This is a genomic window from Sphingomonas guangdongensis, assembly GCF_900199185.1.
GTDB lineage: Bacteria > Pseudomonadota > Alphaproteobacteria > Sphingomonadales > Sphingomonadaceae > Sphingomonas > Sphingomonas guangdongensis.
In genome coordinates, this window is the sequence record NZ_OBMI01000002.1 from 566,410 (window position 1) to 587,884 (window position 21,475).

At 68.8% G+C, this 21,475-nt stretch carries 23 protein-coding genes and 1 tRNA gene; 13 read left to right on the forward strand and 11 right to left on the reverse strand.

The features are described 5' to 3' along the window. Positions 1–5 precede the first annotated feature (5 nt). The 8 genes from spt to CRO12_RS09915 all read right to left on the reverse strand — a co-directional run bounded on the left by spt (position 6) and on the right by CRO12_RS09915 (position 6,979). Positions 6–1,268: a serine palmitoyltransferase gene (gene spt / locus CRO12_RS09880; RefSeq protein ID WP_097063867.1), complete on the reverse strand. Its 1,263-nt coding sequence runs from the start codon at positions 1,266–1,268 to the stop codon at positions 6–8. Positions 1,269–1,451: 183 nt separating this feature from the next. Further along, complete coding sequence (locus tag CRO12_RS09885) at positions 1,452–1,697, reverse strand: acyl carrier protein (protein ID WP_097063868.1); 246 nt, start codon at positions 1,695–1,697, stop codon at positions 1,452–1,454. 40 nt (positions 1,698–1,737) lie between these two features. Continuing rightward, positions 1,738–2,640 (reverse strand): NAD-dependent epimerase/dehydratase family protein, encoded by a 903-nt coding sequence (locus tag CRO12_RS09890; protein ID WP_097063869.1) that lies wholly within the window; start codon positions 2,638–2,640, stop codon positions 1,738–1,740. Next, on the reverse strand, positions 2,637–3,740 hold the full coding sequence (proB, locus tag CRO12_RS09895; RefSeq protein WP_097063870.1) for a glutamate 5-kinase: 1,104 nt from the start codon (positions 3,738–3,740) through the stop codon (positions 2,637–2,639). The genes CRO12_RS09890 and proB overlap by 4 nt, the downstream gene beginning before the upstream one ends. 37 nt (positions 3,741–3,777) lie before the next feature. Further along, a complete protein-coding gene (locus CRO12_RS09900) occupies positions 3,778–4,335 on the reverse strand; it encodes a Uma2 family endonuclease (RefSeq protein ID WP_097063871.1) in 558 nt (185 codons plus the stop codon). A 31-nt stretch (positions 4,336–4,366) separates the two neighbouring features. Next, entirely contained in the window at positions 4,367–5,413 is a 1,047-nt protein-coding gene (gene obgE / locus CRO12_RS09905) for a GTPase ObgE (protein WP_097063872.1), read from the reverse strand. Between the two features lie 173 nt (positions 5,414–5,586). Then, positions 5,587–6,165: a TetR/AcrR family transcriptional regulator gene (locus CRO12_RS09910; protein ID WP_097063873.1), complete on the reverse strand. Its 579-nt coding sequence runs from the start codon at positions 6,163–6,165 to the stop codon at positions 5,587–5,589. A 154-nt stretch (positions 6,166–6,319) separates the two neighbouring features. Continuing rightward, positions 6,320–6,979 carry a DUF4893 domain-containing protein gene (locus tag CRO12_RS09915; protein ID WP_097063874.1) on the reverse strand — a complete coding sequence of 220 codons (660 nt, stop codon included), beginning with the start codon at positions 6,977–6,979 and terminating at the stop codon, positions 6,320–6,322. A gap of 70 nt (positions 6,980–7,049) precedes the next feature. On the opposite strand from CRO12_RS09915, the gene CRO12_RS09920 reads away from it, so the two are divergent. Continuing rightward, positions 7,050–7,274, forward strand: a complete 225-nt coding sequence (locus CRO12_RS09920) for a hypothetical protein (RefSeq protein WP_097063875.1) — start codon at positions 7,050–7,052, stop codon at positions 7,272–7,274. 81 nt (positions 7,275–7,355) lie between these two features. Continuing rightward, a complete protein-coding gene (locus CRO12_RS09925) occupies positions 7,356–10,073 on the forward strand; it encodes a M14 family metallopeptidase (RefSeq protein WP_097063876.1) in 2,718 nt (905 codons plus the stop codon). A gap of 625 nt (positions 10,074–10,698) precedes the next feature. Here CRO12_RS09925 and CRO12_RS09930 read toward each other — a convergent pair. After that, positions 10,699–10,788 (reverse strand) — tRNA-Ser (locus CRO12_RS09930). A gap of 135 nt (positions 10,789–10,923) precedes the next feature. On the opposite strand from CRO12_RS09930, the gene hspQ reads away from it, so the two are divergent. Continuing rightward, positions 10,924–11,304, forward strand: a complete 381-nt coding sequence (gene hspQ, locus CRO12_RS09935) for a heat shock protein HspQ (protein ID WP_097063877.1) — start codon at positions 10,924–10,926, stop codon at positions 11,302–11,304. A gap of 36 nt (positions 11,305–11,340) precedes the next feature. Here the strand turns inward: hspQ and CRO12_RS09940 are convergent, their stop codons facing one another. Further along, on the reverse strand, positions 11,341–14,010 hold the full coding sequence (locus CRO12_RS09940) for a TonB-dependent receptor plug domain-containing protein (RefSeq protein ID WP_097063878.1): 2,670 nt from the start codon (positions 14,008–14,010) through the stop codon (positions 11,341–11,343). A gap of 287 nt (positions 14,011–14,297) precedes the next feature. On the opposite strand from CRO12_RS09940, the gene rplU reads away from it, so the two are divergent. The 10 genes from rplU (at position 14,298) to CRO12_RS18150 (ending at position 19,027) form a co-directional block, all read left to right on the forward strand. Further along, on the forward strand, positions 14,298–14,612 hold the full coding sequence (gene rplU / locus CRO12_RS09945; RefSeq protein WP_097063879.1) for a 50S ribosomal protein L21: 315 nt from the start codon (positions 14,298–14,300) through the stop codon (positions 14,610–14,612). Positions 14,613–14,646: 34 nt separating this feature from the next. Continuing rightward, on the forward strand, positions 14,647–14,916 hold the full coding sequence (rpmA, locus tag CRO12_RS09950; protein ID WP_097063880.1) for a 50S ribosomal protein L27: 270 nt from the start codon (positions 14,647–14,649) through the stop codon (positions 14,914–14,916). Between the two features lie 168 nt (positions 14,917–15,084). Next, positions 15,085–15,627, forward strand: a complete 543-nt coding sequence (locus CRO12_RS09955; RefSeq protein ID WP_179640961.1) for a GNAT family N-acetyltransferase — start codon at positions 15,085–15,087, stop codon at positions 15,625–15,627. Positions 15,628–15,688: 61 nt separating this feature from the next. Next, positions 15,689–15,892, forward strand: coding sequence for a hypothetical protein (locus CRO12_RS09960; RefSeq protein WP_097063882.1), 204 nt, complete (start codon positions 15,689–15,691; stop codon positions 15,890–15,892). Between the two features lie 152 nt (positions 15,893–16,044). Further along, positions 16,045–16,863 (forward strand): MFS transporter, encoded by an 819-nt coding sequence (locus tag CRO12_RS09965; RefSeq protein WP_097063883.1) that lies wholly within the window; start codon positions 16,045–16,047, stop codon positions 16,861–16,863. Continuing rightward, positions 16,860–16,988 (forward strand): hypothetical protein, encoded by a 129-nt coding sequence (locus tag CRO12_RS18470; protein ID WP_281253408.1) that lies wholly within the window; start codon positions 16,860–16,862, stop codon positions 16,986–16,988. Before CRO12_RS09965 ends, CRO12_RS18470 begins: the two co-directional genes overlap by 4 nt. Further along, complete coding sequence (locus CRO12_RS09970; RefSeq protein ID WP_097063884.1) at positions 16,985–17,977, forward strand: lactonase family protein; 993 nt, start codon at positions 16,985–16,987, stop codon at positions 17,975–17,977. The genes CRO12_RS18470 and CRO12_RS09970 overlap by 4 nt, the downstream gene beginning before the upstream one ends. Next, positions 17,977–18,510 (forward strand): zinc-dependent alcohol dehydrogenase, encoded by a 534-nt coding sequence (locus CRO12_RS18140; protein WP_218838878.1) that lies wholly within the window; start codon positions 17,977–17,979, stop codon positions 18,508–18,510. Before CRO12_RS09970 ends, CRO12_RS18140 begins: the two co-directional genes overlap by 1 nt. Then, complete coding sequence (locus CRO12_RS18145; RefSeq protein ID WP_218838879.1) at positions 18,510–18,833, forward strand: zinc-binding dehydrogenase; 324 nt, start codon at positions 18,510–18,512, stop codon at positions 18,831–18,833. Before CRO12_RS18140 ends, CRO12_RS18145 begins: the two co-directional genes overlap by 1 nt. After that, positions 18,815–19,027 (forward strand): hypothetical protein, encoded by a 213-nt coding sequence (locus CRO12_RS18150; protein ID WP_218838880.1) that lies wholly within the window; start codon positions 18,815–18,817, stop codon positions 19,025–19,027. Before CRO12_RS18145 ends, CRO12_RS18150 begins: the two co-directional genes overlap by 19 nt. Here CRO12_RS18150 and CRO12_RS09980 read toward each other — a convergent pair. Beyond that, positions 19,024–21,336 carry a penicillin acylase family protein gene (locus tag CRO12_RS09980; RefSeq protein ID WP_218838881.1) on the reverse strand — a complete coding sequence of 771 codons (2,313 nt, stop codon included), beginning with the start codon at positions 21,334–21,336 and terminating at the stop codon, positions 19,024–19,026. The two genes, CRO12_RS18150 and CRO12_RS09980, sit on opposite strands and share 4 nt — an antisense overlap. Positions 21,337–21,475: the final 139 nt, after the last annotated feature.

The window sequence follows — 21,475 nt, forward strand, 5'->3', positions numbered from 1 at the left end:
GAAGGTTAACCGATCACGCCAACCGCGCGCCCGGCCGCGGCGAACAGGCCGAGCACGCGCTCGATCTGCTCCGAACTGTGCTCCGCGCAGAGCGAGCAACGCAGCAGGAACGTGCCCGCCGGGGTCGCCGGCGGGCGCGCCATGTTCACGTAAACGCCACTGTCGAGCAGCGCCTGCCACATGGCGACCGCCTGCTCCTGGTCGGACAGGATGACGGCGACGATCGCGCTCTCGGGCGTCGCGGTACCGAGCCGGAAGCCGAGCTGCGTAAGCCCGCCGTGAAGCGCGCGGGCGTTCGCCCACAGCCGCTCGCGCTTCTCGCGCGCGGTCATCAGCTTGCGGATCGACGTGGCGGCGGTCGCGACGACCGAGGGCGGCAGGCTGGCGGTGAAGATGTAGGGACGGCAGGCGAGGCGGATCGCCTCGAACTTCGGGTGGTCGGACACGCAGAAGCCGCCCACGGTGCCGACCGACTTGGAAAAGGTGCCGATCACGAAGTCGACCTGTCCGTCGAGACCCTGAGCTTCGTACACGCCGCGCCCGTTGGGGCCGTAGAAGCCCATCGAATGCGCCTCGTCCGAGAGTACCATGGCGCCGTGCGCCTTGGCGACCGCCACCATTTCCTTCAGCGGCGCGACGTCGCCGAGCATCGAGTAGACGCCCTCGAGCACGACGAGCTTCCCGGGTTCCTTCGGGAGCCGCCCGAGCCGCTTGTCGAGGTCCTCGACCGAGTTGTGTCGGAAGCGGACGATCTCCGCGTTGCCCTGCGCGCAGCCGTCGTAGATCGAGGCATGGCTGTCGGCGTCGAGGATGACGTACTCGCCCTTTGCCGCGAGCGTCGAGATCATGCCGAGATTGGCCATGTAGCCGGTCGAGAACACGATCGCCCCCGACATGCCGTAGAAGTCGCGCAGCGCCTGCTCCACCGCCATGTGATCGCGGAAGGTGCCGTTGAGCATCCGGCTGCCGTTGGTGCCCGACCCGAACTGCGCGAGCGCCGCCTCGCCCGCGGCGAGCACGTCGGGGTCGAAGGTCATGCCCATGTAATTGTAGGTCCCGAGCAGGATCGTATCCTTGCCCTTGATCACCGCTTCGGTCGGCGAGCGGACCTTGTCCATCACGATCGCGAACGGATCGGTGACCCCGCTGTCGAGCAGCGCCTGGCGTTCCGCGATCAGGCCGTCGAACTTCGACATCAGGTCGCGCATCGGAGCGACCGGCGCGGGATCGGCGGGAAGGGTCTCGGGCTGGAGGCCGGTTTCGGTCATTGCGGTAGTCCGTTCGTCCTGAGTAGCTGCTGAGCTCGTCGAAGAGTGTCAGGTCGGATCGTCCCCCGGACGATCCTGAAACATGCGGGGCATGTTTCGCCTGACACTGTATCGAAGGATCCTTCGATACGAGCCTTCGCCTCCGCTCAGTCTCTACTCAGGACGAACGGAGGAGAGAGGGTGTCAGGCGTTCTTCAGCTTCTGCACTGCGTCGACAAGCTGGCCGACTGTCTCGATCTCCGCCTGCATGTTCATCGTGATCAGAATGTCGAACTCGTCCTCGATTGCCGCGACAAAGTCCATGACGGTCAAGCTGTCCCACTCCAGGTCGCCCTGGAAGGTGGTGGCCTCGGTGAGCGCGACGCCCTTCTTGTTGAACGGCTCGATCTGGGCGGTGACGGTGTCGAAGATGGCTTGGCGGTCGGTCATGTACGGTCCTGTGGGCCCCAAATGCGGCAGCGTGTTGGCGCTATAGCAGCCCGCGCGAACGATACCATGCCGCCGTGTCGGCAAGGCCGGCGGGCGTCGGGACAACGGGCTGCCAGAGGGTGGGCGGGGGTCGATGCGCAGGGTCGATGACCCAGTCGGGATGGCAGAAATAGGCGACTCGGTCCGGCGTGAGCCGCGCCTTGTCCCCGCGTGCCAGCCGGTCGAGCCACGCGCCTACCTCCATCAGCGGGCGGGGCATGGCGATCGCCCGTACCCGCTTGCCGAGCGCCGTGCCGATCGCGCGGGCGAAGTCGGCGTAGCTGTAGCCGCCGCTCGCGCCATCATCCGCCTCGTAAGTGGCGGAGCCGGCGGGCGCTTGCGCCAGCGCAAGCAGCAGGCGGGCGAGATCATCGACGTGGAGGAGCGACAGCCGTCCCGCCGGCGGCGTCAGCGCCAGGCCACGGCGTGCGAGGCGAAAAAGCTCGAGCTGATCCATGTCGCCGGGCCCGTAGATAGCCGGCGGGCGCACCATGTCCCAGTCGGGCGCGGCGGCGCGCACGACCCGCTCAGCCTCGGCCTTCGACCACCCATAGTTCGACAGCTGCGGCTCCCGCGCGGCCAGCGAGGAGACGTGGACGAACCGGCGCACGCCGCCGCGCGTTGCGGCGGTGACGATCGCCTCCGTACCCGCGATGTTCCCCTCCGCGAAGCCGGCGTGGTCAGGCGCGTTGACGACGCCGGCGACGTGGATGACCGCGTCAACTTCCGTGACGAGTTCCGCGAGCGCGTCAGCTGTGTTGAGCGCACCGCTCACCCAGGCCACACCCTCGCGCGGCGGCTGCGCCCGCCGGGTGAGGGCGTTGACCCGGTGCCCGGCTGCGATCGCCCGGTCGAGCAGCCGGGCCCCGACGAAACCGGTCGCGCCGGTAACCGCGATCCTCACAGCAGCGCCATGTGGTTGCGGTGGACGAGCGCGGCGCGCGGCGCGTAGCCGAGCAGGACGGCGTGTTCCTCGCGGCGATGCCCGATCAGCCTGGCGGCGTCGGCGGCGTCATACTCGCTCAGCCCCCGCGCGACCGGACCGGCCGGTCCGATGATCGCAACGAGGTCGCCGCGTGCGAAGCTGCCCTCGATCCGCATCACGCCCGCGGCGAGCAGGCTTGCGCCACCCGCGAGCGCCTGCGCCGCGCCGGCATCAACGTGCAGCGTGCCGCGTGCCGTGAGCCCGCCCGCCAGCCATGCCTTGCGCGCGGGGGCGCCACGCTCGGCGACGAACAGCGTGTGGCGCGCCTCGGTCGAGAGCGGGCGCTCGATCCGCCCCGACGCGATCGCGAGCGAGGCGCCCGCGCTCGCCGCGATCCGCGCGGCGGCGATCTTCGACACCATGCCCCCCGATCCCATCCCGGAAGTGGAGCCGGTGTCGGCCATCGCCGTGATCGCCGCGTCGATCCGTTCGACGCGCGACATGTGGGCGGCACCGGGCAGGGCGGGGTTGCGGTCGTAGAGGCCGTCGACGTCGCTCAGCAGGATCACGCCCGCCGCGCCCGCCGCCTGTGCGACGCGGGCGGCCAGCCGATCATTGTCGCCGAAGCGGATCTCCTCGGTCGCGACGCTGTCGTTCTCGTTCAAGACGGGTACGACGCCGAGCGTCAACAGGCGATCGAGCGTCGCCGCGGCGTTCAGGTACCGACGGCGATCCTCCAGGTCATCCAGCGTCAGCAGCATCTGCGCGGCGGTGAGCCCCTCCGCGGCGAGCACGGCTGCCCAGGTCTGCGACAGCGCGATCTGTCCGACGGCGGCGGCGGCCTGCGCGTCCTCCAGGCTAGCGCGGCCGCCCTTCGCGAGCCCCAGCCGCCGCGCGCCGAGCGCGATCGCGCCGGACGAGACGATCGCAACCTGTTGCCCGGCCGTCACCCGCGTGGCGACATCGGCCGCGACCCCGGCGAGCCACGCGCTGCGGACGCTGCCATCGGCCTCGACGAGCAAGGCCGAGCCGATCTTGACGATCAGCCGTGGGCAGTCGGCGGGCGGAAAGAGGCTCATGTCGCCGCGTGCGTTAGCGACCGGCGCCGAGCCGCGTCTAGTCGCGCGCGAAGATCTCGTCGTGCGGGATCGTGAGCCTGAGGGATGGCAGGGGAACGTCGACCGGCTCGCCATGCTCGACGTCGCTCCACCCGTGCACCGCGGTCCGCTGCACGATCCGAAGCCGCTCGGTCGCTATGTCCACGAAGACGATGGTGTCGATGCTGTCGAGCGCCTTGTACTCGTCGAGCTTGATGCGCAGGTCCGTGCGAGCGGTGCCGGCGGAAAGTACTTCGAAGATCACGCGAGGATCGTCGAAGGCCTTTGTGTTGTCATTTTCCCGACCGTCACGACCGCAGAACACGCTGACATCCGGATAGCGGATCGAGCGGCTGTGCGTAAGCGTGGCCATGTCAGATCCGTACGGACGACAGCCGGAGCCTCGTAGTCGTTGCCGAAGCCACGCGACGATGTTGGCTTGAACTTCTGCGTGGCGGGCCGTGCCGCCGGCCATCATCCGGATCACGCCGTTATCGAGCTCGGCCTTCTTTTCGCCGAACTCGATTTCCAGGAAGTCGGCGGCGCTTAACAGCGGGTATGCAGGTTCCGAGGCCATGCTCGGATCATAGCAGAGCGGCCACCCTCCCTCAAACTGGCGACCACTCCAGCTCGTCCTCGCCTTCGTCGTCGGCGGCGACCGGTGCGCTCTCCTCGCTCATCGCGTCGAGCAGCCGGTCGAGCACCCAGTCAACGCCAATCCCGGCCGCGCCGGAGAGCGGGATCACTTGCGCGTCGCTCGCCGCCTCCAGCTCGGCCGACAGGGCCGCGATCAGCTCCTCGTCCAAGGTGTCGATCTTGTTGAGCGCGACCACCACCGGCTTGTCGGCGAGTCCGGCGCCGTAGGCCGCAAGCTCGTCGCGGACAACGCGGAAGCTTTCCGCCACGTCGGCGTCGTTCGCGTCGACCAGGTGGAGCAGCACGCGGCACCGCTCGATGTGCCCCAGGAAGCGGTCGCCGATCCCGGCGCCCTCCGCCGCGCCCTCGATCAGCCCCGGGATATCAGCGACCACGAACTCGCGCTCGCGGTGACGCACGACGCCGAGCTGGGGGCGGGTGGTGGTAAAGGCATAGGCGCCGACCTTGGCCTGCGCGTTGGTCACGGCGTTGATGAAGGTCGACTTGCCGGCGTTGGGTAGTCCGACCAGCCCGGCGTCGGCGAGCAGCTTCAGCCGCAGCCAGACCCATGCTTCGTCACCCGGCCAGCCGGTGCCGTGCTGGCGCGGCGCGCGGTTGGTGGAGGTTTTGTAGCTCGCGTTGCCGCGCCCGCCGTCGCCGCCGCGCAGGAAGACCTCGCGCTGGCCCGCCCGGGTGAAATCGGCAAGGACGTGCTCCTTGTCTTCCGAGAGGATCTGGGTGCCGATCGGCACCTTTATTACCAGATCCTCGCCGCCCGCGCCGGTGCGGTTGCTGCCCGACCCGCCCTGTCCGCGGGGCGCGCGGAAGTGCTGGGTGTAGCGGAAGTCGATCAGCGTATTCAGCCCGGGGACGGCCTCGAACACGATGTCGCCGCCCTTGCCGCCATTGCCGCCGTCGGGGCCGCCATATTCGATGAACTTCTCACGGCGGAACGAGACGGCGCCGCCGCCCCCGGCGCCCGAGCGGACGAAGATCTTGGCCTGGTCTAGGAAGTGCATGGCGGGCGTTGTAGCGCCTTGGCACCGCTAAGGCGACACAAGAGCGCCGGCCCGGCCGGCGGGGCTACAGCCCCGGCCGACGACGCGGCTTTGCCGCGGCGCTGCGCATGCGGCACGAAGCTCGGCACGAACGGGAGGGTAGGGGAAGGTCCTCGACCGCGGCCCGCCTCCTCCTATCGCCGCCCCGCCATCAATCCCCGCGCCGCGAGCTCGCGCGCCTTGTCGCGTGGCAGCCCGAGCGCCTTCGCCATCGGTCCGCCGAGCAGCGCGTCGCCGAGCGCCATCAGCACCAGTTGCAGCGTGTCCTCGTGGATCGGGCGGCCGGGCATGTCGTCCCGCTCGACCAGTTCGTCGACCAGCCGGTGGATCGCCTCCAGGATCGGATTGAGCGCATCCTCGTTCCCCGACAGGATCATCCAGCTGGCGAGCGCGCCCGCGCCGCCACGACCGAAGGCGTCGAAAGTGAGCGCCACCACCTCGCCCGGATCCTGGTCACCGGCGCGCGCGCGCAGCACCGCCGCGCCGATCTCCCCCACGATCTGGTCGGCCATGGAGGCGATCAGCGCCCGCTGTAGCCCGCCGGCCGACCCGAAATGGTGGAGCAGGTTGGCGTGGGTCCGCCCGACCCGCGCCGCCACCGCCTTCAGCGTCACCGCCTGCGGCCCGTCCTCCACCAACAGCACGCGCGCCGCTTCCAGGGCCGCATCACGCGACTGTTCGGGACTAAGTCTCTTGGGGATGGCGATAGACATGGATGAAAGGCAGCACTGATCGCCCCACTTAGGAGCAAAGGGGCGAACAACGCAAAGGCTACGGCCGTGCCAGCCAAGGAGGCGCGCGATCCATCCATCGGCCAGGGCCGTTGTACCGCCATTGACCGGAATTGGCCGCTTCAGGCGGCCGGTATCAGGCGGGTGGCTGCTCGTCCGCGGGAACGGGCGTGATCTCGTAGATCGACACTTCGCTGTTGACGCCCGGCAAGGTCAGGTGCCAGCGGAACGACCCGGTCCGCTCGAGCACGCCCGCCAAGTCCTGCGTCGGGTCGGTTCCGTACTGCTCCTCGGCGGTACCCGCCTGGCGCCTGCCGAGAAACACCATCCGTCGGTCGTCGTCCGGGTAGAGCCAGCCGATCGGCTGATCAGACCCGGTTTGCTTGGTGAAGGAGAAGCGACCTTCGCTTTCCCCGCGAATGTAGCAGAAGAACGACGGGAAAGCGCGAAAGGTGGGGGCGGCGCGCCGCGCGGCCGGAGTCGAGAAGCGCACCAGCCGGCAGTTGTAGGAACCAGGCGACGGAGCGACATGATCGAGTGCCGGACTGCCGAGCGCCGGCGCCTCGGCCGTCAGCCGCGTGCGAGCGGACCGCGGCAATCGCGACAGAATGCTTGTTCGGCGTGCTGCGATCGTCTGTAGCAGCGCAGCATCGGCCGGGCGCACGATCCGCTCCCACTCGGGCCGGGGCGCCTCCACGATCGGCTCCGAACTGACCGTCACCGGCGCCACGGCCGGCGTGCGCGCGCAGCCCGCCACGGTCAGTCCCAGCGACAGCGTAAGCAGCAGCGCGCGCATCGTAACCCTCTGTTCAGAAACGTTACCAGCGGATTGACGCCTCAAAGGTTAACAAATCGTTGACGCCGCGATGGGCGACAAGCCGGGAGCGACCGGCTGCATCATGGGGCGGCGTTCGATGGAGCGACACACCTTCATGCGCGACGTCACCAACAAGCAGCAGCCGGCCGGCATCCAGGCGACGGGCAAGCTGTTCGACCTGCCGGCCGGCGCGGTCAACGTCGCGGTCGGCGGCGAATATCGTAGGGACAGCTTGCACGTTATCGCCGACGCCTTCGAGTGTTTCGACAGATGAAGAAGGCACCCGGAACGCGCGCCACTGGCGCTGGCGCGACAGGCGACTAAGCTCACGCGCCTACAAGGGAAAGTTCTGCCGATGTCCGTCCGTGCGCTGCTGTTCGCCACTGCCCTCGCGTCCGCTCCCGTCGGGGCGGGGGCGCAGGTCACCGCGCCCGACCGCTTCTTTAAGCAGCCGGTCGGGAGCGACTATTACCTGGCGAACTACGCCGAGTACGAAGCCTATCTGAAGCGGATCGCGGGCGAGTCGGACCGCATAAAGCTCATGGACATCGGCAAGACGGCGGAGGGACGGACGATGTGGGTGGCGATCGTCTCGTCACCCGCCAACCTCGCGCGGCTCGATGAGTATCGCAGCACCGCGGAGAAGCTGGCGCGCGGGCGGGTGAGCGAGGCGGAGGCGCGCCAGCTCGCCGCGACGGGGAAGGCCGTGGTGTGGATCGATGCGGGCATGCACGCGACGGAGACGGTGACCTCGCAGGGGCAGATCCAGGTCCTCCACAAGCTGCTGAGCGGGTCGGACGCGGAGACGCTCCGGACGCTGGACGACTGCATCCTGCTGTTCGGACACGACAATCCGGACGGCATGGACCTGGTCAGCAACTGGTACATGCGCCACGCCGACCCGAAGAAACGGGAGTTCGCGACGCTGCCGCGACTCTATCAAAAATACATCGGCCACGATAACAACCGCGACAGCTACATGGCCAACATGCCGGAGACGGAGAACGTCAACCGCGTGCTGTTTCGCCAGTGGTACCCCCAGATCGTCTACAACCAGCACCAGACCGGGCCGGAGGGGATGGTGGTGTTCGTGCCGCCGTTCCGCGACCCGTTCAACTTCAACTACGACCCGATCGTGATGTCGCAGCTGAGCGAGGTCGGCTTCGCGATGCACTCGCGGCTGATCGCCGAAGGAAAGGCGGGCTCGGGGATGCGCAGCGCCGCGCGCTATTCTACCTGGCACAACGGGATGGAACGATCCGTCTCCTACTTCCACAACTCAATCGGGCTGCTGACGGAGATCATCGGCGGACCCACGCCGGAAAAGATCCCGCTGGTCCCCGCGACCCAGCTGCCGCGCGGCGACGAGATGCTGCCGATCGCGCCGCAGGAGTGGCACCTCCAGCAGACGCTCGACTATCAGTGGAGCCTCGACCGCGCGGTGATCGACTATGCCTCGCGCAACCGCGAGCGGCTGCTGTTCAACATCTGGCGGATGGGCGCGAACAGCATCGCGCGGGGCAACACCGATAGCTGGACGATTACGCCGACCAAGGTCGGACGACTCGATGCGGCCGCGCCGCTGGAGGCGCGTGGCGCGCGCAAGGTCGATCCGGCGCTCTACAAGACGCTGATGCAGGCGCCCGCCGAGCGCGATCCGCGCGCCTACGTCATTCCCGCCGACCAGCGCGACCTGCCGACCGCGGTCACCTTCCTCAACGCCCTTATCAAGAATGGGGTGGAGGTGGAGCGCGCCGATCAGCCGTTCAGCGCCGGCGGCAAGAGCTACCCAGCAGGCTCCTATGTGGTGCGCACCGCGCAGGCCTACCGCCCGCACGTGCTCGACATGTTCGAGCCGCAGGACCACCCGCACGACACCGAGTACCCTGGCGGCCCGCCCAAGGCGCCGTACGACGTCACCGGCTACACGCTCGCCTACCAGATGGGCGTGACGTTCGACCGCGTGCTCGATCCCTTCGACGCGCCGCTCACCGCCGTGCCGGACCTGATGACGCCGCCGCCGGGCCGCATCATCGGCAGCGGCCAGGCCGGCTGGCTGGTGGGTCACGAGACCAACAACAGCTTCATCCTGACCAACCGTCTGCTGAAGGTCAGGGTGCCGGTGCGGTGGATGTCGGGCGCGACCAGCGCCGACGGTGCCGCGCTCCAGCCCGGTGCGCTGTGGGTACCCGCGTCGACCAAGGCGCGCGCGATCCTGGAGAAGGGCACGGCCGAGCTCGGCATCACCGCCCACGCGGTTGCCGCGCAGCCGAGCGGCGCAAGCATCGCGCTGAAGCCCGTGCGCGTGGGGCTGGTGGACCGCTGGGGCGGGCTGATGCCGGCAGGCTGGACGCGCTGGCTGCTGGAGCGCTTCGAGTTCTCCTTTGAACAGGTGTTTCCGCAGCGCCTGGATGCCGGCAACCTCGCCCGCGACTACGACGTGCTGCTGTTCACCGACGACGCGATGCCGCCCAAGGGTGCATGGGGCAGTGACCGGCCAGGGCAGCAGCCCGAGGTCGTCGATACGCCGACGGAGATGCGCCGGATGCTCGGAACCGCGACCGATGCGAAGACCGCGCCCGCCGTCGCCGAGTTCGTCCGCGGTGGCGGTGCGGCGGTTGCGATCGGCAGCTCCGGGCGCCTGGCGGAACTGCTCGGGACCGCGCTCAAGCCCGCGCTGTCACGCCAGGTCGACGGCGCCCCGCGCCCGCTGGACACCAAGGAGTTCTTCATCCCCGGCACCGTGCTGCGCGCCCGGGTCGACAACACGCAGCCGCTCGGCTTCGGACTGCCGAGCGAGGTCGACGTGTTCTTCGCCTCGTCGCAAACCTTCATGCCGCCTTTTGGCGCTCCCGGTACCCGCCGCGTGTCGTGGTTTGAGGGCCGCGACCTGCTCCGCAGCGGCTGGGCGGTCGGCGAGGAGAAGCTCGCCGGCACGATCGCGGTCGCCGACGTCGACGTCGGTCGCGGCAAGCTGTTCCTGATGGGCCCGGAGGTCGCGCAGCGAGCGCAGAGCTACGGCACCTTCAAGTTCCTGTTCAACGCGCTGCTTTACGGTGGGGCGGAGCGATAAGATGGTCGGGTGGCGCGGGTTGCGGCACGGCTAATGGTCGTCACTCTGTCCCGAATACTCGGGTAATCAGCTGCGATCTGCCGCCGGATGGCGGCGGTTCAGACTGATCCGGGGATCGACCAACAATCGCGAGCATCATTCATCACGTGGCGCGACTCTGCGCCGTCGGGCTGATTGCCTGCTCCGGTGCGACCCTCGCGGCGCGCGACGTTCCTGCGGCTACCGCAACCACCCAGGCGTCCCCGCCGGCCACAGCGGTGCCGCGTCGCGCACGAAACGTCATCATCTTCCTGGCGGACGCCGGTAGGGCCGCGACGCTCAATGCCGCAAGCCTGCTTGGCTATGGCGAGCCGCTGAAGCTGCGGGTGCAGCAGTGGTCGCACCTGGACTCAGCGAGACGCCGCCGGTCAATCGCTACGTGTCGGACTCTGCCAACGGCATGTCGGCGATCATGACGGGGGTGAAGGCCGGAGCGAAGCGGGTCCGGGGCTATTGTCCGGGCGCGCCTATTCGACGTGGTTATACAGGCGTGGGATGGAAGGCCGATCCGGCGTGTTCCGCACGCTGCTCGATCGACGGACCTCGCGCGCCACACCGTGGGTTAGCGAGGTGCACGGCTGGTAAGTGGCGGAGAGGGAGGGATTCGAACCCTCGGTACCGTTGCCGGCACGCCGCATTTCGAGTGCGGTGCATTCGACCACTCTGCCACCTCTCCGCGAGGGGATCGCGCCGCCTGTGGTCTGATCGACAGGCCCGGCGCGGGTCGTGAGCGGGCGCGCTTAGCGGATGTTTTCGGGGGCGGCAAGCGCTGCGGCTTGTGCACTGCGCAAAGTGCCCTACGTTGCCTGACATGACGCATCACCCTGTGCTTGCCGAGGCATTCGCCCCCGGCGTTCCCCTGCCGCCGGTCGCCAGCGCCCGTTTCACCATCGGTGACGTGGTGAAGCACCGACTGCTCGATTTCCGCGGCGTGGTGTTCGACGTCGACCCGGTCTTCGCCAACACGGACGAGTGGTATGAGGCGATCCCGGAGGGGATCCGCCCGCACAAGGACCAGCCCTTCTACCATCTGCTCGCCGAGAACGACGAGTCGACCTACATCGCCTATGTCAGCCAGCAGAACCTTGTCCGGGACGGAAGCGACGAGCCGGTCGACCATCCCGCGATCGCGGGGCTGTTCGACCGGCTGGTCGACGGGCGCTACCGGCTCCGCCAGCAGCACCGCCACTGAGGCGCGGGGAGCCGCGCGGGCTCCCCGGTGGGAAGGTCAGTACTTCACGCGGACGCGGGCGTAGTAGAAGCCGCCGTTGACGCCGAACGGTCCGCCGTTGCGCGGATAGACCTGACCATCCGCTGTCCCGCCGCCGACCAGCGGGAAGGTGTTGATCGTCGCCGTCTGGCGCAGGCGATCAGGCTTCTCGTCCGTGAAGTTCTGCGCACCGATCGCCAGCGTGAAATGCTCGGCAAAGGTGTAGGCGAGTTCCAGGTCGGTGGTAAACTTGTCCCCGAACACCTGGTTGGCGAAGGCGGGCGTCGACGCGGTCGCCGCGGTGATGCCGTAGTCCTGCGCGCTGGTGAAGGAGCTGTAATAGTTCTCCCGCACGTTGAAGGTCAGCCCGCGCAGGTTGATCGTGCCGTTAAACACCGCGCGGTGGCGCGGCGCCAGCCGCTCGGCGTCGATCAGCTGTGCGGCACTGACCACCCGCGTGTCGAAGCTGCGGACATCCGTCTTGTTGTAGTTGTACGCGAGCGAGAAGGTCAGGTCCGCTTCGCTGAGGCTGGTGCGCCAGGTGCCGACGAAGTCAATGCCGCGGGTGCGGGTGTTGAAGCCGTTGGTGAAATACTGGACCTGGCCGCCAACGCCGACCGGCAGCAGGGACGGCTGTGCCGCGAGATCGGCGGCGGAAACGATGAACGGGCTGGTGAGGCCGATCCGGTCGCGCAGGTCGATCTGGTAGGCGTCGACCGTCACCGTCAGTGACCGCAGCGGCTCCAGCACCACGCCGAGCCCGTAGTTGGTCGATTCCTCCGGCGTGAGGCCGGTCGCGCCGTAGTATTGCGCCACGGGGTTGTTGGTCGGGTAGGTGCCTGCCTGAAAGGCGACGCCGTTGTTGAACGAGGTCGTGACGATCGACACGTTGGACTGGCCGGGTGAGGGCGCGTGGAAGCCGGTGCCGATGCTGCCGCGGACGGAGAAGCCCTCCGTCAGCCGGAACAGCGCGTTGACCTTCCCCACCCAGGCGTCGCCGAAAGTGTTGTAGTGCTCGTACCGGCCGGCCGCGCCGACGGTAAATGCTTCCGTGATGTCCGTCTCCAGCCCGGCGTATATGCCGTAGCTTTCCTGGCTGAAGCTGCCCGCGGTCGCCGGGCTGGTACCGGCGTAGCCGCTCGCGCCGACGCCCTGCGCCGCCGTCGTGCCGCTGAAGGTGTACACGCCCGGCGCCGTTTGCGTATAGAGCCGCTGCGCGACCGCGTACGGGCCGACGCCGTAGGACTGCGGATCGCCGGCGGTCTGCTCGTATGTCTCCTTGCGGAACTCGCCGCCGAGCGAGATGGTGACGGGGCTCGCGAACCCGACCTCGGCCGCGTAGGTGAAGTCGGCGTTGGCGTTCACTTCCTCTTGGATCAGGTCGCCGAACTCGAACTCGGTCTGGGTCTGCGGCCCGTAGGACGCGTTTAGCGACGAGTACATCGAGAGCGTCAGCTTGTTGCGAGCGAGCGTTCCCGACACGTCATAGGTGAACGCGCCGGATCGGCCCTTCAGCCCCAGCACGCCGTAGAGCTGCTCCGTTTCACCCTGGAAACGGGGCGTGAAGCCCGCCGGGTAGAGCTGGCTGAAGCGAAAGGTGTTGTTGTCGGCGACGAAGCCGCCGGTTGGGCAGGTCGCGTTGCCGGCCGGGCAGGGGGTCAGGTAGAAGGTGTTGTTGAACAGCGGGTTGGCGCCGAACGTCACGTTGACGCCGTTCGAATTGGGCGCGCTGCTCGTCACCGACGGGCGGTAGTTGAAGCTCTGGTCGCCGTCCGTGTTCGCGTAGTTGCCGAAGAAGTAAAGCCGTGCGGCCGGGCTGATGTCGAGCGCGGCGTTGACCACCGCCTTGTACCCACTCGACGGCGAGCTGCCCCAGTACTGCACCGGTCCGGGAAAGTTCGGCAGCTGTGCGGCGAGCGCAGGGAAGTTCTGGGCGAAGCGGACGGCTGCCGGGCGGGTCACGCCGCGGCTGGTCTGCGCGTCGTCGTAATATTCGCCGGTGATGTTGATGAAGCCGAAGTCGCGCTTGAACCCGACGTTGCCGGCGATCTGGTAGCTTTCCCCGTCACCCGCGTAGTATTCGCCGGCGCGGCCGACGAGCTCGAACCCGCCGTCTTCGCGCAGGCCGTAGTTGAGCACGCCCGCGATCGCGTCCGATCCGTACTGGGCGGTCGCGCCTTCGCGCAGCACCTGGAGGTTGCCGACCGCGAGCGACGGAATGGCGGAGATGTCGGGGCCCTGCGCGCCGCGACCAAGGCCGGTGTCGCTTCCGCCGTAGACCTGGACCAGCGCCGAGCGATTGTAGCGCCGGCCGTTCAGCATCACGAGCACCTGGTCGCCCGACAAGCCGCGCAGCGACGGCGAGCGGACAAAGGTGGAGGCGTCGGAGATCGTGTTCTGTCCGACGAAGAACGACGGCACGATGTTGCGGACCACGTCGATCATGTTGGCGGCGGGCTGCGCGCTGATTTCCGCGGCGCTGATGATGTCGACGGGGGAGGGCGAATCGGTCGCGGTGCGGTCGGTCCGGCGGGTGCCGATCACGACAATGTTCTCGTCGGTGGCGGTCGCTGCCTCGTCACCCTGTTCCGCCGTGTCGGCGGGCCGGCCGAGCGTCTGCGCATAGGCGGGAGCTGCCGCAATCGTCGCTGCTGCGATCGCGATCGTCGACGCAAGGAATCTTGTCATTTGTGTACCTCTGGCTGCGTGGTTGCTCCTTTGCTTCGACCTGCGGGGTGGTGACGGTCGGCGTGCGCCGTCATCCTTGTCGGCGGGAGTGGGTCACGTATTGCGCTGCAGCACAATGGCGAGACCTCCTCGCACACGTTTTCTGATCAGGGTTGTTGCAGGAATGCTACAGCTTCGCGATGCCGGACAGCAGTTGACAGCCGGGCGCCGCTCCAGTAGCTGCCGCCCTTCATCCCGACCGGCCTTGCCGGCGCGGGGCACATGCTTTGGATGAGAGTTTTAACGCCATGTTCGCAGTCGTGCGCACGGGCGGCAAGCAGTATCGCGTTGCCGCCGGAGACAAGATCGTCGTCGAGAAGATCGAGGGCGATGCCGGTTCGTCGATCACGCTCGGCGACGTGCTGCTCGCGGGCGAAGGCTCGGAGCTGAAGAGCGTGTCGGGCCTGTCCGTCGCCGCCGAAATCGTCGCGCAGGCGAAGGGCGAGAAGGTCATCGTCTTCAAGAAGCGCCGCCGTCACAACTACCGCCGCAAGAACGGCCACCGCCAGCAGCACACGATCCTGAAGATCGTGTCGATCGGCGGGTCGGACAAGCAGGGCTGAGCGGCACACAAGGGTTCGGAAGAGAGTCTAGGTCATGGCACACAAGAAAGCAGGCGGCTCCTCGCGCAACGGTCGTGATTCGGCCGGCCGTCGTCTCGGCGTGAAGAAGTTCGGTGGCGAGGCCGTCATCGCGGGCAACATCATCGTGCGTCAGCGCGGGACCAAGGTGTACCCGGGCGCGAACGTCGGCATGGGCAAGGATCACACCCTGTTCGCGCTGACCGACGGCCGCGTGCTGTTCAAGGACGGCAAGCTCGGCCGCAAGTTCGCGACCGTCGAGATTATGGCGGAAGCCGCCGAATAACGGGCAACCGGACGGGTTGCCACCAGGGTGACCCGGGTTCCAGCAGCGGAACCAACACCAAAGGGAGACGGGTCACCCCGGCTCCCTTTTTTCATGCTCCCTCGACCAGCCGTCGCCGGCCCGTCACCTCCGCGTGGCACCGGCGCGGCCACGAACGAGGAGAGTGCAATGTTCGCCCGTACGCCCCGATTGACGCTTCGGCCCGGCTGGATCGAGGACGCGCCTGCGCTTGCTCAGGCGATCGCGCACGAGGCGGTCGTGATGCGCCTGGCGCACGTGCCCTGGCCGTATACGGTTGCGGACGCCGAGCATTTTCTCTCCATGTTGCTCGGCCGGGGAGAGGCCGCGTGCCTCGTGTTCGCGCATGACGGCGGCACGACGCTGGTCGGCGGTGTGGGCGTCCACGGCTCGGCGGGTGCCTTCGAGCTCGGCTACTGGTTCACGCCCGCCGCGTGGGGTCGCGGCTATGCGACCGAGGCGGGGCGGGCGATGCTCGGCATGGCGCGCCATGCGCTCGGCCACCGCGCGCTGGCGTCCGGCCACCAGCTCGACAATCCGGCGTCCGGGCGGGTGCTGCGCAAGCTCGGCTTCGTCCCGACCGGCCGGGTCGAGCGCCGCGCGTGCCGCGCCCGCGGCTGCGACGTGGAGGTGGCGACCTACGCCTGCGACCTGACGGACGCGGCATGCGACCCGCCGCGCATGGCGGCGTGAACCAGCGCGGCGGGCGGGCGTTCAGGCGGCTGTACCAACTCCGGCGAAAGGGAGACACTCCATGACCGACACGGCTACGCAGACCACCACGTCGAACGGCAAGACCGCGCTCAGCGACGACCTGAAGACCCATTTCGGCGGTGACGCGCCGATCGTAGACAAGGCGAAGGGTTTCGCCAAGGCGCGTCCGTGGACCAGCGCCGCCTTCCTGGGCGTGGCCGCGATCGCCGTCCTCAACTCGCTGCGCGGCAAGCAGCTGTCCTGATCGCCAGCCGGGGCGGGGCCGACGCGCTTGCGCGCGGCTCCGCACCGCTGCGGCGGCATGGCGGCGTCCGGACCTCACCCGAGGACCCGCAAAGCGCCTAACCTCGGTAAGCCGGCCTGCAACGCCCGAGCACTGCGTACGTTGGCGAACCGATGTCCCGGCTTGCCCCGCAACCTACCCTGACCGAGGCTGAACGCGAGGGCGGCCTGCGCTTGCTGGTCAGGGAGGCGGCGTTCTCCGGCGGCACCGCGGCGCTCACCACGGGCGTCATCCTGACGGCGTTCGCCCTGCACCTCGGCGCATCCAACATCATGGTCGGGGTGCTCGCCAGCGCGCCCTTCCTCGCGCAATTGCTGCAGCTGCCCGCGATCGGGCTGGTCGAGCGCTGGCGCCGCCGCAAGCTGATCGCGGTCGGCTCCAGCCTGATCGGCCGCGCGATGCTCGCGGTCATGGCTGTCCTCGCCTTCACGAGCGGCACGCCCGCGCTACTCATTTTCCTGGCGGCGCAGCTCATCCTGTGCGGCTTTGGCGCGGTCGGGACCTGCGCATGGAACGCGTGGATGCGCGATCTCGCGCCGGACGAGCGGCTGAGACAGGTGTTCGCACGCCGTACGGTCTGGCTGAGCCTGATCAGCCTGCTGCTCGGGCTGGTGGCGGCACTCGCGCTCGACCTGACGCCGGCTGGGTCGGAGGAGCGCGCGACCGTCTTTGCAGGCATGTTCGCAATCGGCTGCTTGACTGGCCTTATCAGCGCCTGGATGGTGGCGGCCATGCCGGAGCCCGCGATGCCGGCCGCCGCCGGCCCCGTTCAGTGGCGATCGCTGCTCGGCGAGCCGCTCGCCGACCCGTTCTTCACCGTCTTCATCGTGTGGCAGCTCCGCTTCCCGATCAGCTTCGTGATGCTGGATGTCGTGAGCCAGGTCGCCAACATCGCCGCGGTGCGGCTGTGGCGGCCGAGCAGCGCGCGATGATCGCGCGCGAGGAGATGCTCCGCGCCGATGACATCGCCGAGGCGGTCGAGTTCATCCTGACCCGCCCGCACCGGGCCGATGTCGTCATGCTGCGGATGGAGCCGCGCATTCAGGCGCTCGCATGATCCGCCTGATCGCCGGCGGCTATGAGGAGGCGGGTGCGGCCGGCCTTTATCCGCTGGTGCTCGAGGCCGGTTCGCTCAGGGTCGAGCCGCCTGTGGCGGGGATCAACAACGTATCGGGCGGCCTTCGCGTACCGGGCACGAACCGGTGGTACGTCGTGGAGGAGCGCGCCGGCCGCGTTCTGCTGATCGACGGTGACGGCGGCTGGCAGGTGATCGCCGCTGGCGAGTCCGGCGGCGACGGACCGTGCCACCTGGCGCTTGCTCCCGACGGCCGCGCGCTCGCGGCCGCCAATTACGACAGCGGCGATGTCGCGGTGCTGACCATCGGAGAGGATGGGCTGCCGAGCCGGTCGAGTGCCCATCGCGCGGTCGGCAGCGGTCTGGATGCCGAGCGGCAAGGTGGGCCGCACGCGCACTGGGTCGGTTACGGCCGCGACGGGCGGCTCTACGCGACCGATCTTGGTGTCGACCGCGTCCTCGCCTTCGCCGATGCCCACATGGCCGAGGCGAGCGTCGCCTTTGCCGCGCCGGCGGGCAGTGGACCTCGCCAGATCGCCTTTCATCCGGTACTTCCGCGAGCCTATCTGGTGAGCGAGCTAGCCTCTACGCTAACCGTTCTGGATTGTAGCGCGGAGCAGTGGCGAGCAGTTGCGACGCTCTCGACGCTGCCTGCCGGCATCCGCACCGAAAGCCTGGGCGGCGCGATGGCGATCGATGCAGTCGGCACCCGCCTGTACGTCACCAATCGCGGACACGACAGCGTTGCCACCTTCGCGCTCGACCGCCGCGGTGATGCGGCGGTGCATGGGCACGTTTCAAGTGGTGGCCGCTCACCCCGCTACCTGCTGCTCTGCGGCGATCAGTTGCTCGTCGCGCACGAGCAGGCGGGCGGCGTCACGCTGCTGCCGATCGGGGCGGACGGTCTGCCGCAAACGGTGATCGCGCGGGCGGACGTGCCCGGCGCCGCTTTCCTGGGAGTTGTTGACTGATGAAGGCTGTGCTCAAGACCGCCGATGGCCGCTTCACCATCGAGCAGGTGGACGATCCTTCGCTGCCCGCGGCCGACTGGGTCAAGGAGCGGGTGCGGGTCGCCGGAATCTGCGGCACCGACCTGCGCCACTGGAAGAAGCCGGAAGGCGAGCTGCGCTGCTGCATCATGGGGCATGAGTTGGCCGGCGAGGTCGTGGAGGTCGGTGCGGACGTGACCCGTGTCGAGGTGGGAGACCGGGTGCTGGTCGAATCGGTGCTCGGCCGCGGCCACTGTGAGTGGTGCCGTGTGCAGCAGTATAATCGCTGTCCCGACCTCTACCCGACCCGCCGTGCCAGCGTGTCGCGCGCCTATGCCGAATATGTCGTCGGGCCCGAGCACAAGTTCTATCGCCTGCCGGACGAGATCGGGTTCGAGGAGGCCGCCCTGCTCGACACTTACGCCGTATGCCTCCACGCGCAGCACCTGTCGGGGCTGACGATCAACGCGAAGGTTGCGATCATCGGGGCCGGGCCGATCGGCTGGGGCAGCTGATGCTGGCGAAGGCGAGCGGCGCCGACGTCGCGATCATCGACACTGTCGCCCACTCGCTGGAGGTCGCGCGGGTGCTCGGCGCCGACCTGACGATCAGGTCTGACGCGGAGGACGCGGCGGCAGCGGTCCGGTCGTTCACCGACGGGCGCGGCGCCGACGTGGTGTTCGAATGCGCGGGCGGCGTGTCGATGCCCCAGACGCTGCCGCTAGCAACGCAGCTCGCGCGGCGCGGCGGGAAGGTGGTGATCGTCGGCGGCTTCGACGCGGGAAGACGAGCATCGCGCTGGAGTGGCAGCGCATGCAGATGTCGGAGATCACGCTGATCCCGACTGCGAGCTTCGCCTTTCACGACATCTACCCCGAGCAGGGCGAAGTGCTGGAGCTGCTCCGCCGCGGCAAGCTCAGCACCGCACCGCTGATCACCCACCGCTTCCCGCTCGACCGCATCAATAAGGCGTTTGACGTCGCGCAGGCCAAGGAGGAGACCGGCGCTATCTTCGTCTGCCTAGAGATCTAGCGTCGGGGCTCCAGCCGGATCACCTGCTCCGCCACCGCATTGACCGCCGCGCGCGAGAAGGAGAGGGGAGCGTACTGCCCGCTGAGCCAGCCCGGGAGCTGATCGCGGTAGTGCGGGCTGTCCGGATCGCCCGACAGTCCCGGCATGTTGAGGAAGCGTGACGCGTCCCAGTTGCCGACATCCATGACCATCCGCACCGATGCACCGTGTACCGCGGCGAAGCTGCTGCCACGATAGCCGGTGACTCCGGGCGTGCTCGACGAGCCGGAGACCGCGACGGGTCCGATCCGCATCTTGGCCGCGAGATCGGGCGGGGCGAGCGAGGCAACCGCCGGCTTCAGATCGAGCGTGTGGAGCCGTTCCCAGCGCCACTCGGTCATGTCCGGCCCGAGCAACCGGGTGAGCTGCGCCACCGTCGCCTCAAGGCTGTCGGTGAGCACCGCGCGCACCGCGGCGTTCGGGTCGGGCCCGAGGAGCAAGTCACGTGTCTCCAGCACGCGCAGCGCTGCGTCCGGCGAGTGCGCGTCGAGGATCGGCGTGAGCACCGGCGCCACCCGCACTACCAGCGTCTGGCTGAGGTGCTGCGTCACCCAAGTTTCGTAGATCGCGGCCGCAGCACTGTCGGCGCGGACGTCGCCGTTCCAGCCGCGCACCAGCGCGAGCGCCGCACGGCTCCGGTCGCTGCGCGGCTCGACCTGGTCGAGCAGGGCGCGCAGGCGAGCGGAGAGGAAGCTGACCGTGTCGTTCTGGAGCGCCGCCGCGTCATCCACCGACATGGTGCTGTCGGCGGCGAGCACCTGCGAAATGCGGTCGATGCGGCTGCGATCCGCCCACTCGTAGCCCGCCGGCTCGGCGCCCGCCGGCTGGTTCATCTCGTTGGCGGTCGCGAGCCAGCCCGCGACCGGGTTGCGCACCTGCGGCAGGTCGCGGCGGAAGCCCTGCCAGTCGTAACGACCGTCGCCCGGGACCGGCAGCAACCCGTCCGATCCTCGTCGCTGCGGGGCTAGGCCGCTTGCGATCCAGCCCGTCTCTCCGCTCACGTCCGCCCAGACGAGGTTGAGCGGCGGCGTGCCCCAATGCGCGGCGGCGCGCGCGAAATCGCTCCAGCTCTTCGCGCTGGCGAGCCACGACGCGGCGGCGTAGCCCGATGCGCCCGGCTCCATCCAAACCGTTCGGAGCGAAAAGCCGCGGCCGGCCGCGGCGTCCTGCTTCAGCACGGGGCCGGCGTGAGTGAACTTCAACGTGACGGCGACGGCCCGGCCGCTCTTCACCGGGATCACCTCCCGCACCGTCCTCATCCGCCGCCAGCCGCCCTTGTAGCGGTACTCGTCGGGGCGACCGGGACGCAGGTCGTGGACCTGCAAATCCTCCTGATCGGTGTTGAAGATGGTGAGCCCGAAAGCCGCGCGGTCATTATGCCCGAACGACACGCCCGGCACCGCCGGCTCGCCCGCGCCGATCAGCGACAGTCCCGGTGCCTCCAGATGCACCACGTAGCGGATGCTCGGCACCTGGAGCGCGCGGTGCGGATCGTTCGCCAGGATCGGGCGCCCGGTGGCCGTGCGGCGGCCGGCGACGACCCAGTTGTTGGAGCCGTCGGACAGGCCCGCGGCGGGCGCGGTCACGCCGGCGAAGCTCACCTCCTGGGTCGCGAGCATGTAGTCGGCGAGCACGTCCGCGGTGACGACGCACGGGTCGAGCCCGGCGGGCAACACCGGCCTGTGTTCCGGATAGAGCCGCACCCGCAGCCGATCCGCGTCGATCCCGGCGGCGCAGGCGACGCGCGCGCGCAGCACTTCGTTCTTGGCGTTGCTGACCAGCGTGTTGCTGCGGATGCGGACGGCGTCGGTCGCGTCCCAGCGCTCGGGACGGCTACCGGTCAGGCGGAACTCGGGAGGCAGGGGGCGGGTGCCCGCCAGCACCTCGTCCACGTACGCGTTGATCCCGGCGGCGAAGGCGGCGTACCGCGCCTGACTGCCGGGTGCGTAGCGCGTCCACTCCGCCGCCATCGATCCGCGGTAGAGGAACAGCCGTGCGGCGCGGTCCTGCCTCACATAGGCGGGTCCGAAGCTGGCCGACAGCCGCCCGAGCCCGCGCTTGCGCCACAGGTCGATCTGCCACAGCCGGTCGCGCGCGACGTTGTAGCCCTGAAGGAAATAGGCGTCGCGCTCGCTGGCGGCATAGATGTGGGCGAGGCCGTGGCGGTCGACCACGATCTCCGCCGGCGCGGCGAGCCCGGCGACCTGACGCTGCTCGGTTGCGGGCTGGGCGGTGGCGATCTGCGCTGGCGGGGCAGGCGAAAGAAGCAAAGAGATGACCTACAACGAGGAACCGTCACCCCAGCGCAGGCTGGGGTCCATGTCTGCATCGATCTGGCGCAACGTCACCGATCACGCGCAACAGACATGGATGCCAGCCTCCGCGGGCATGGCGGGAAGGGCGACGTTT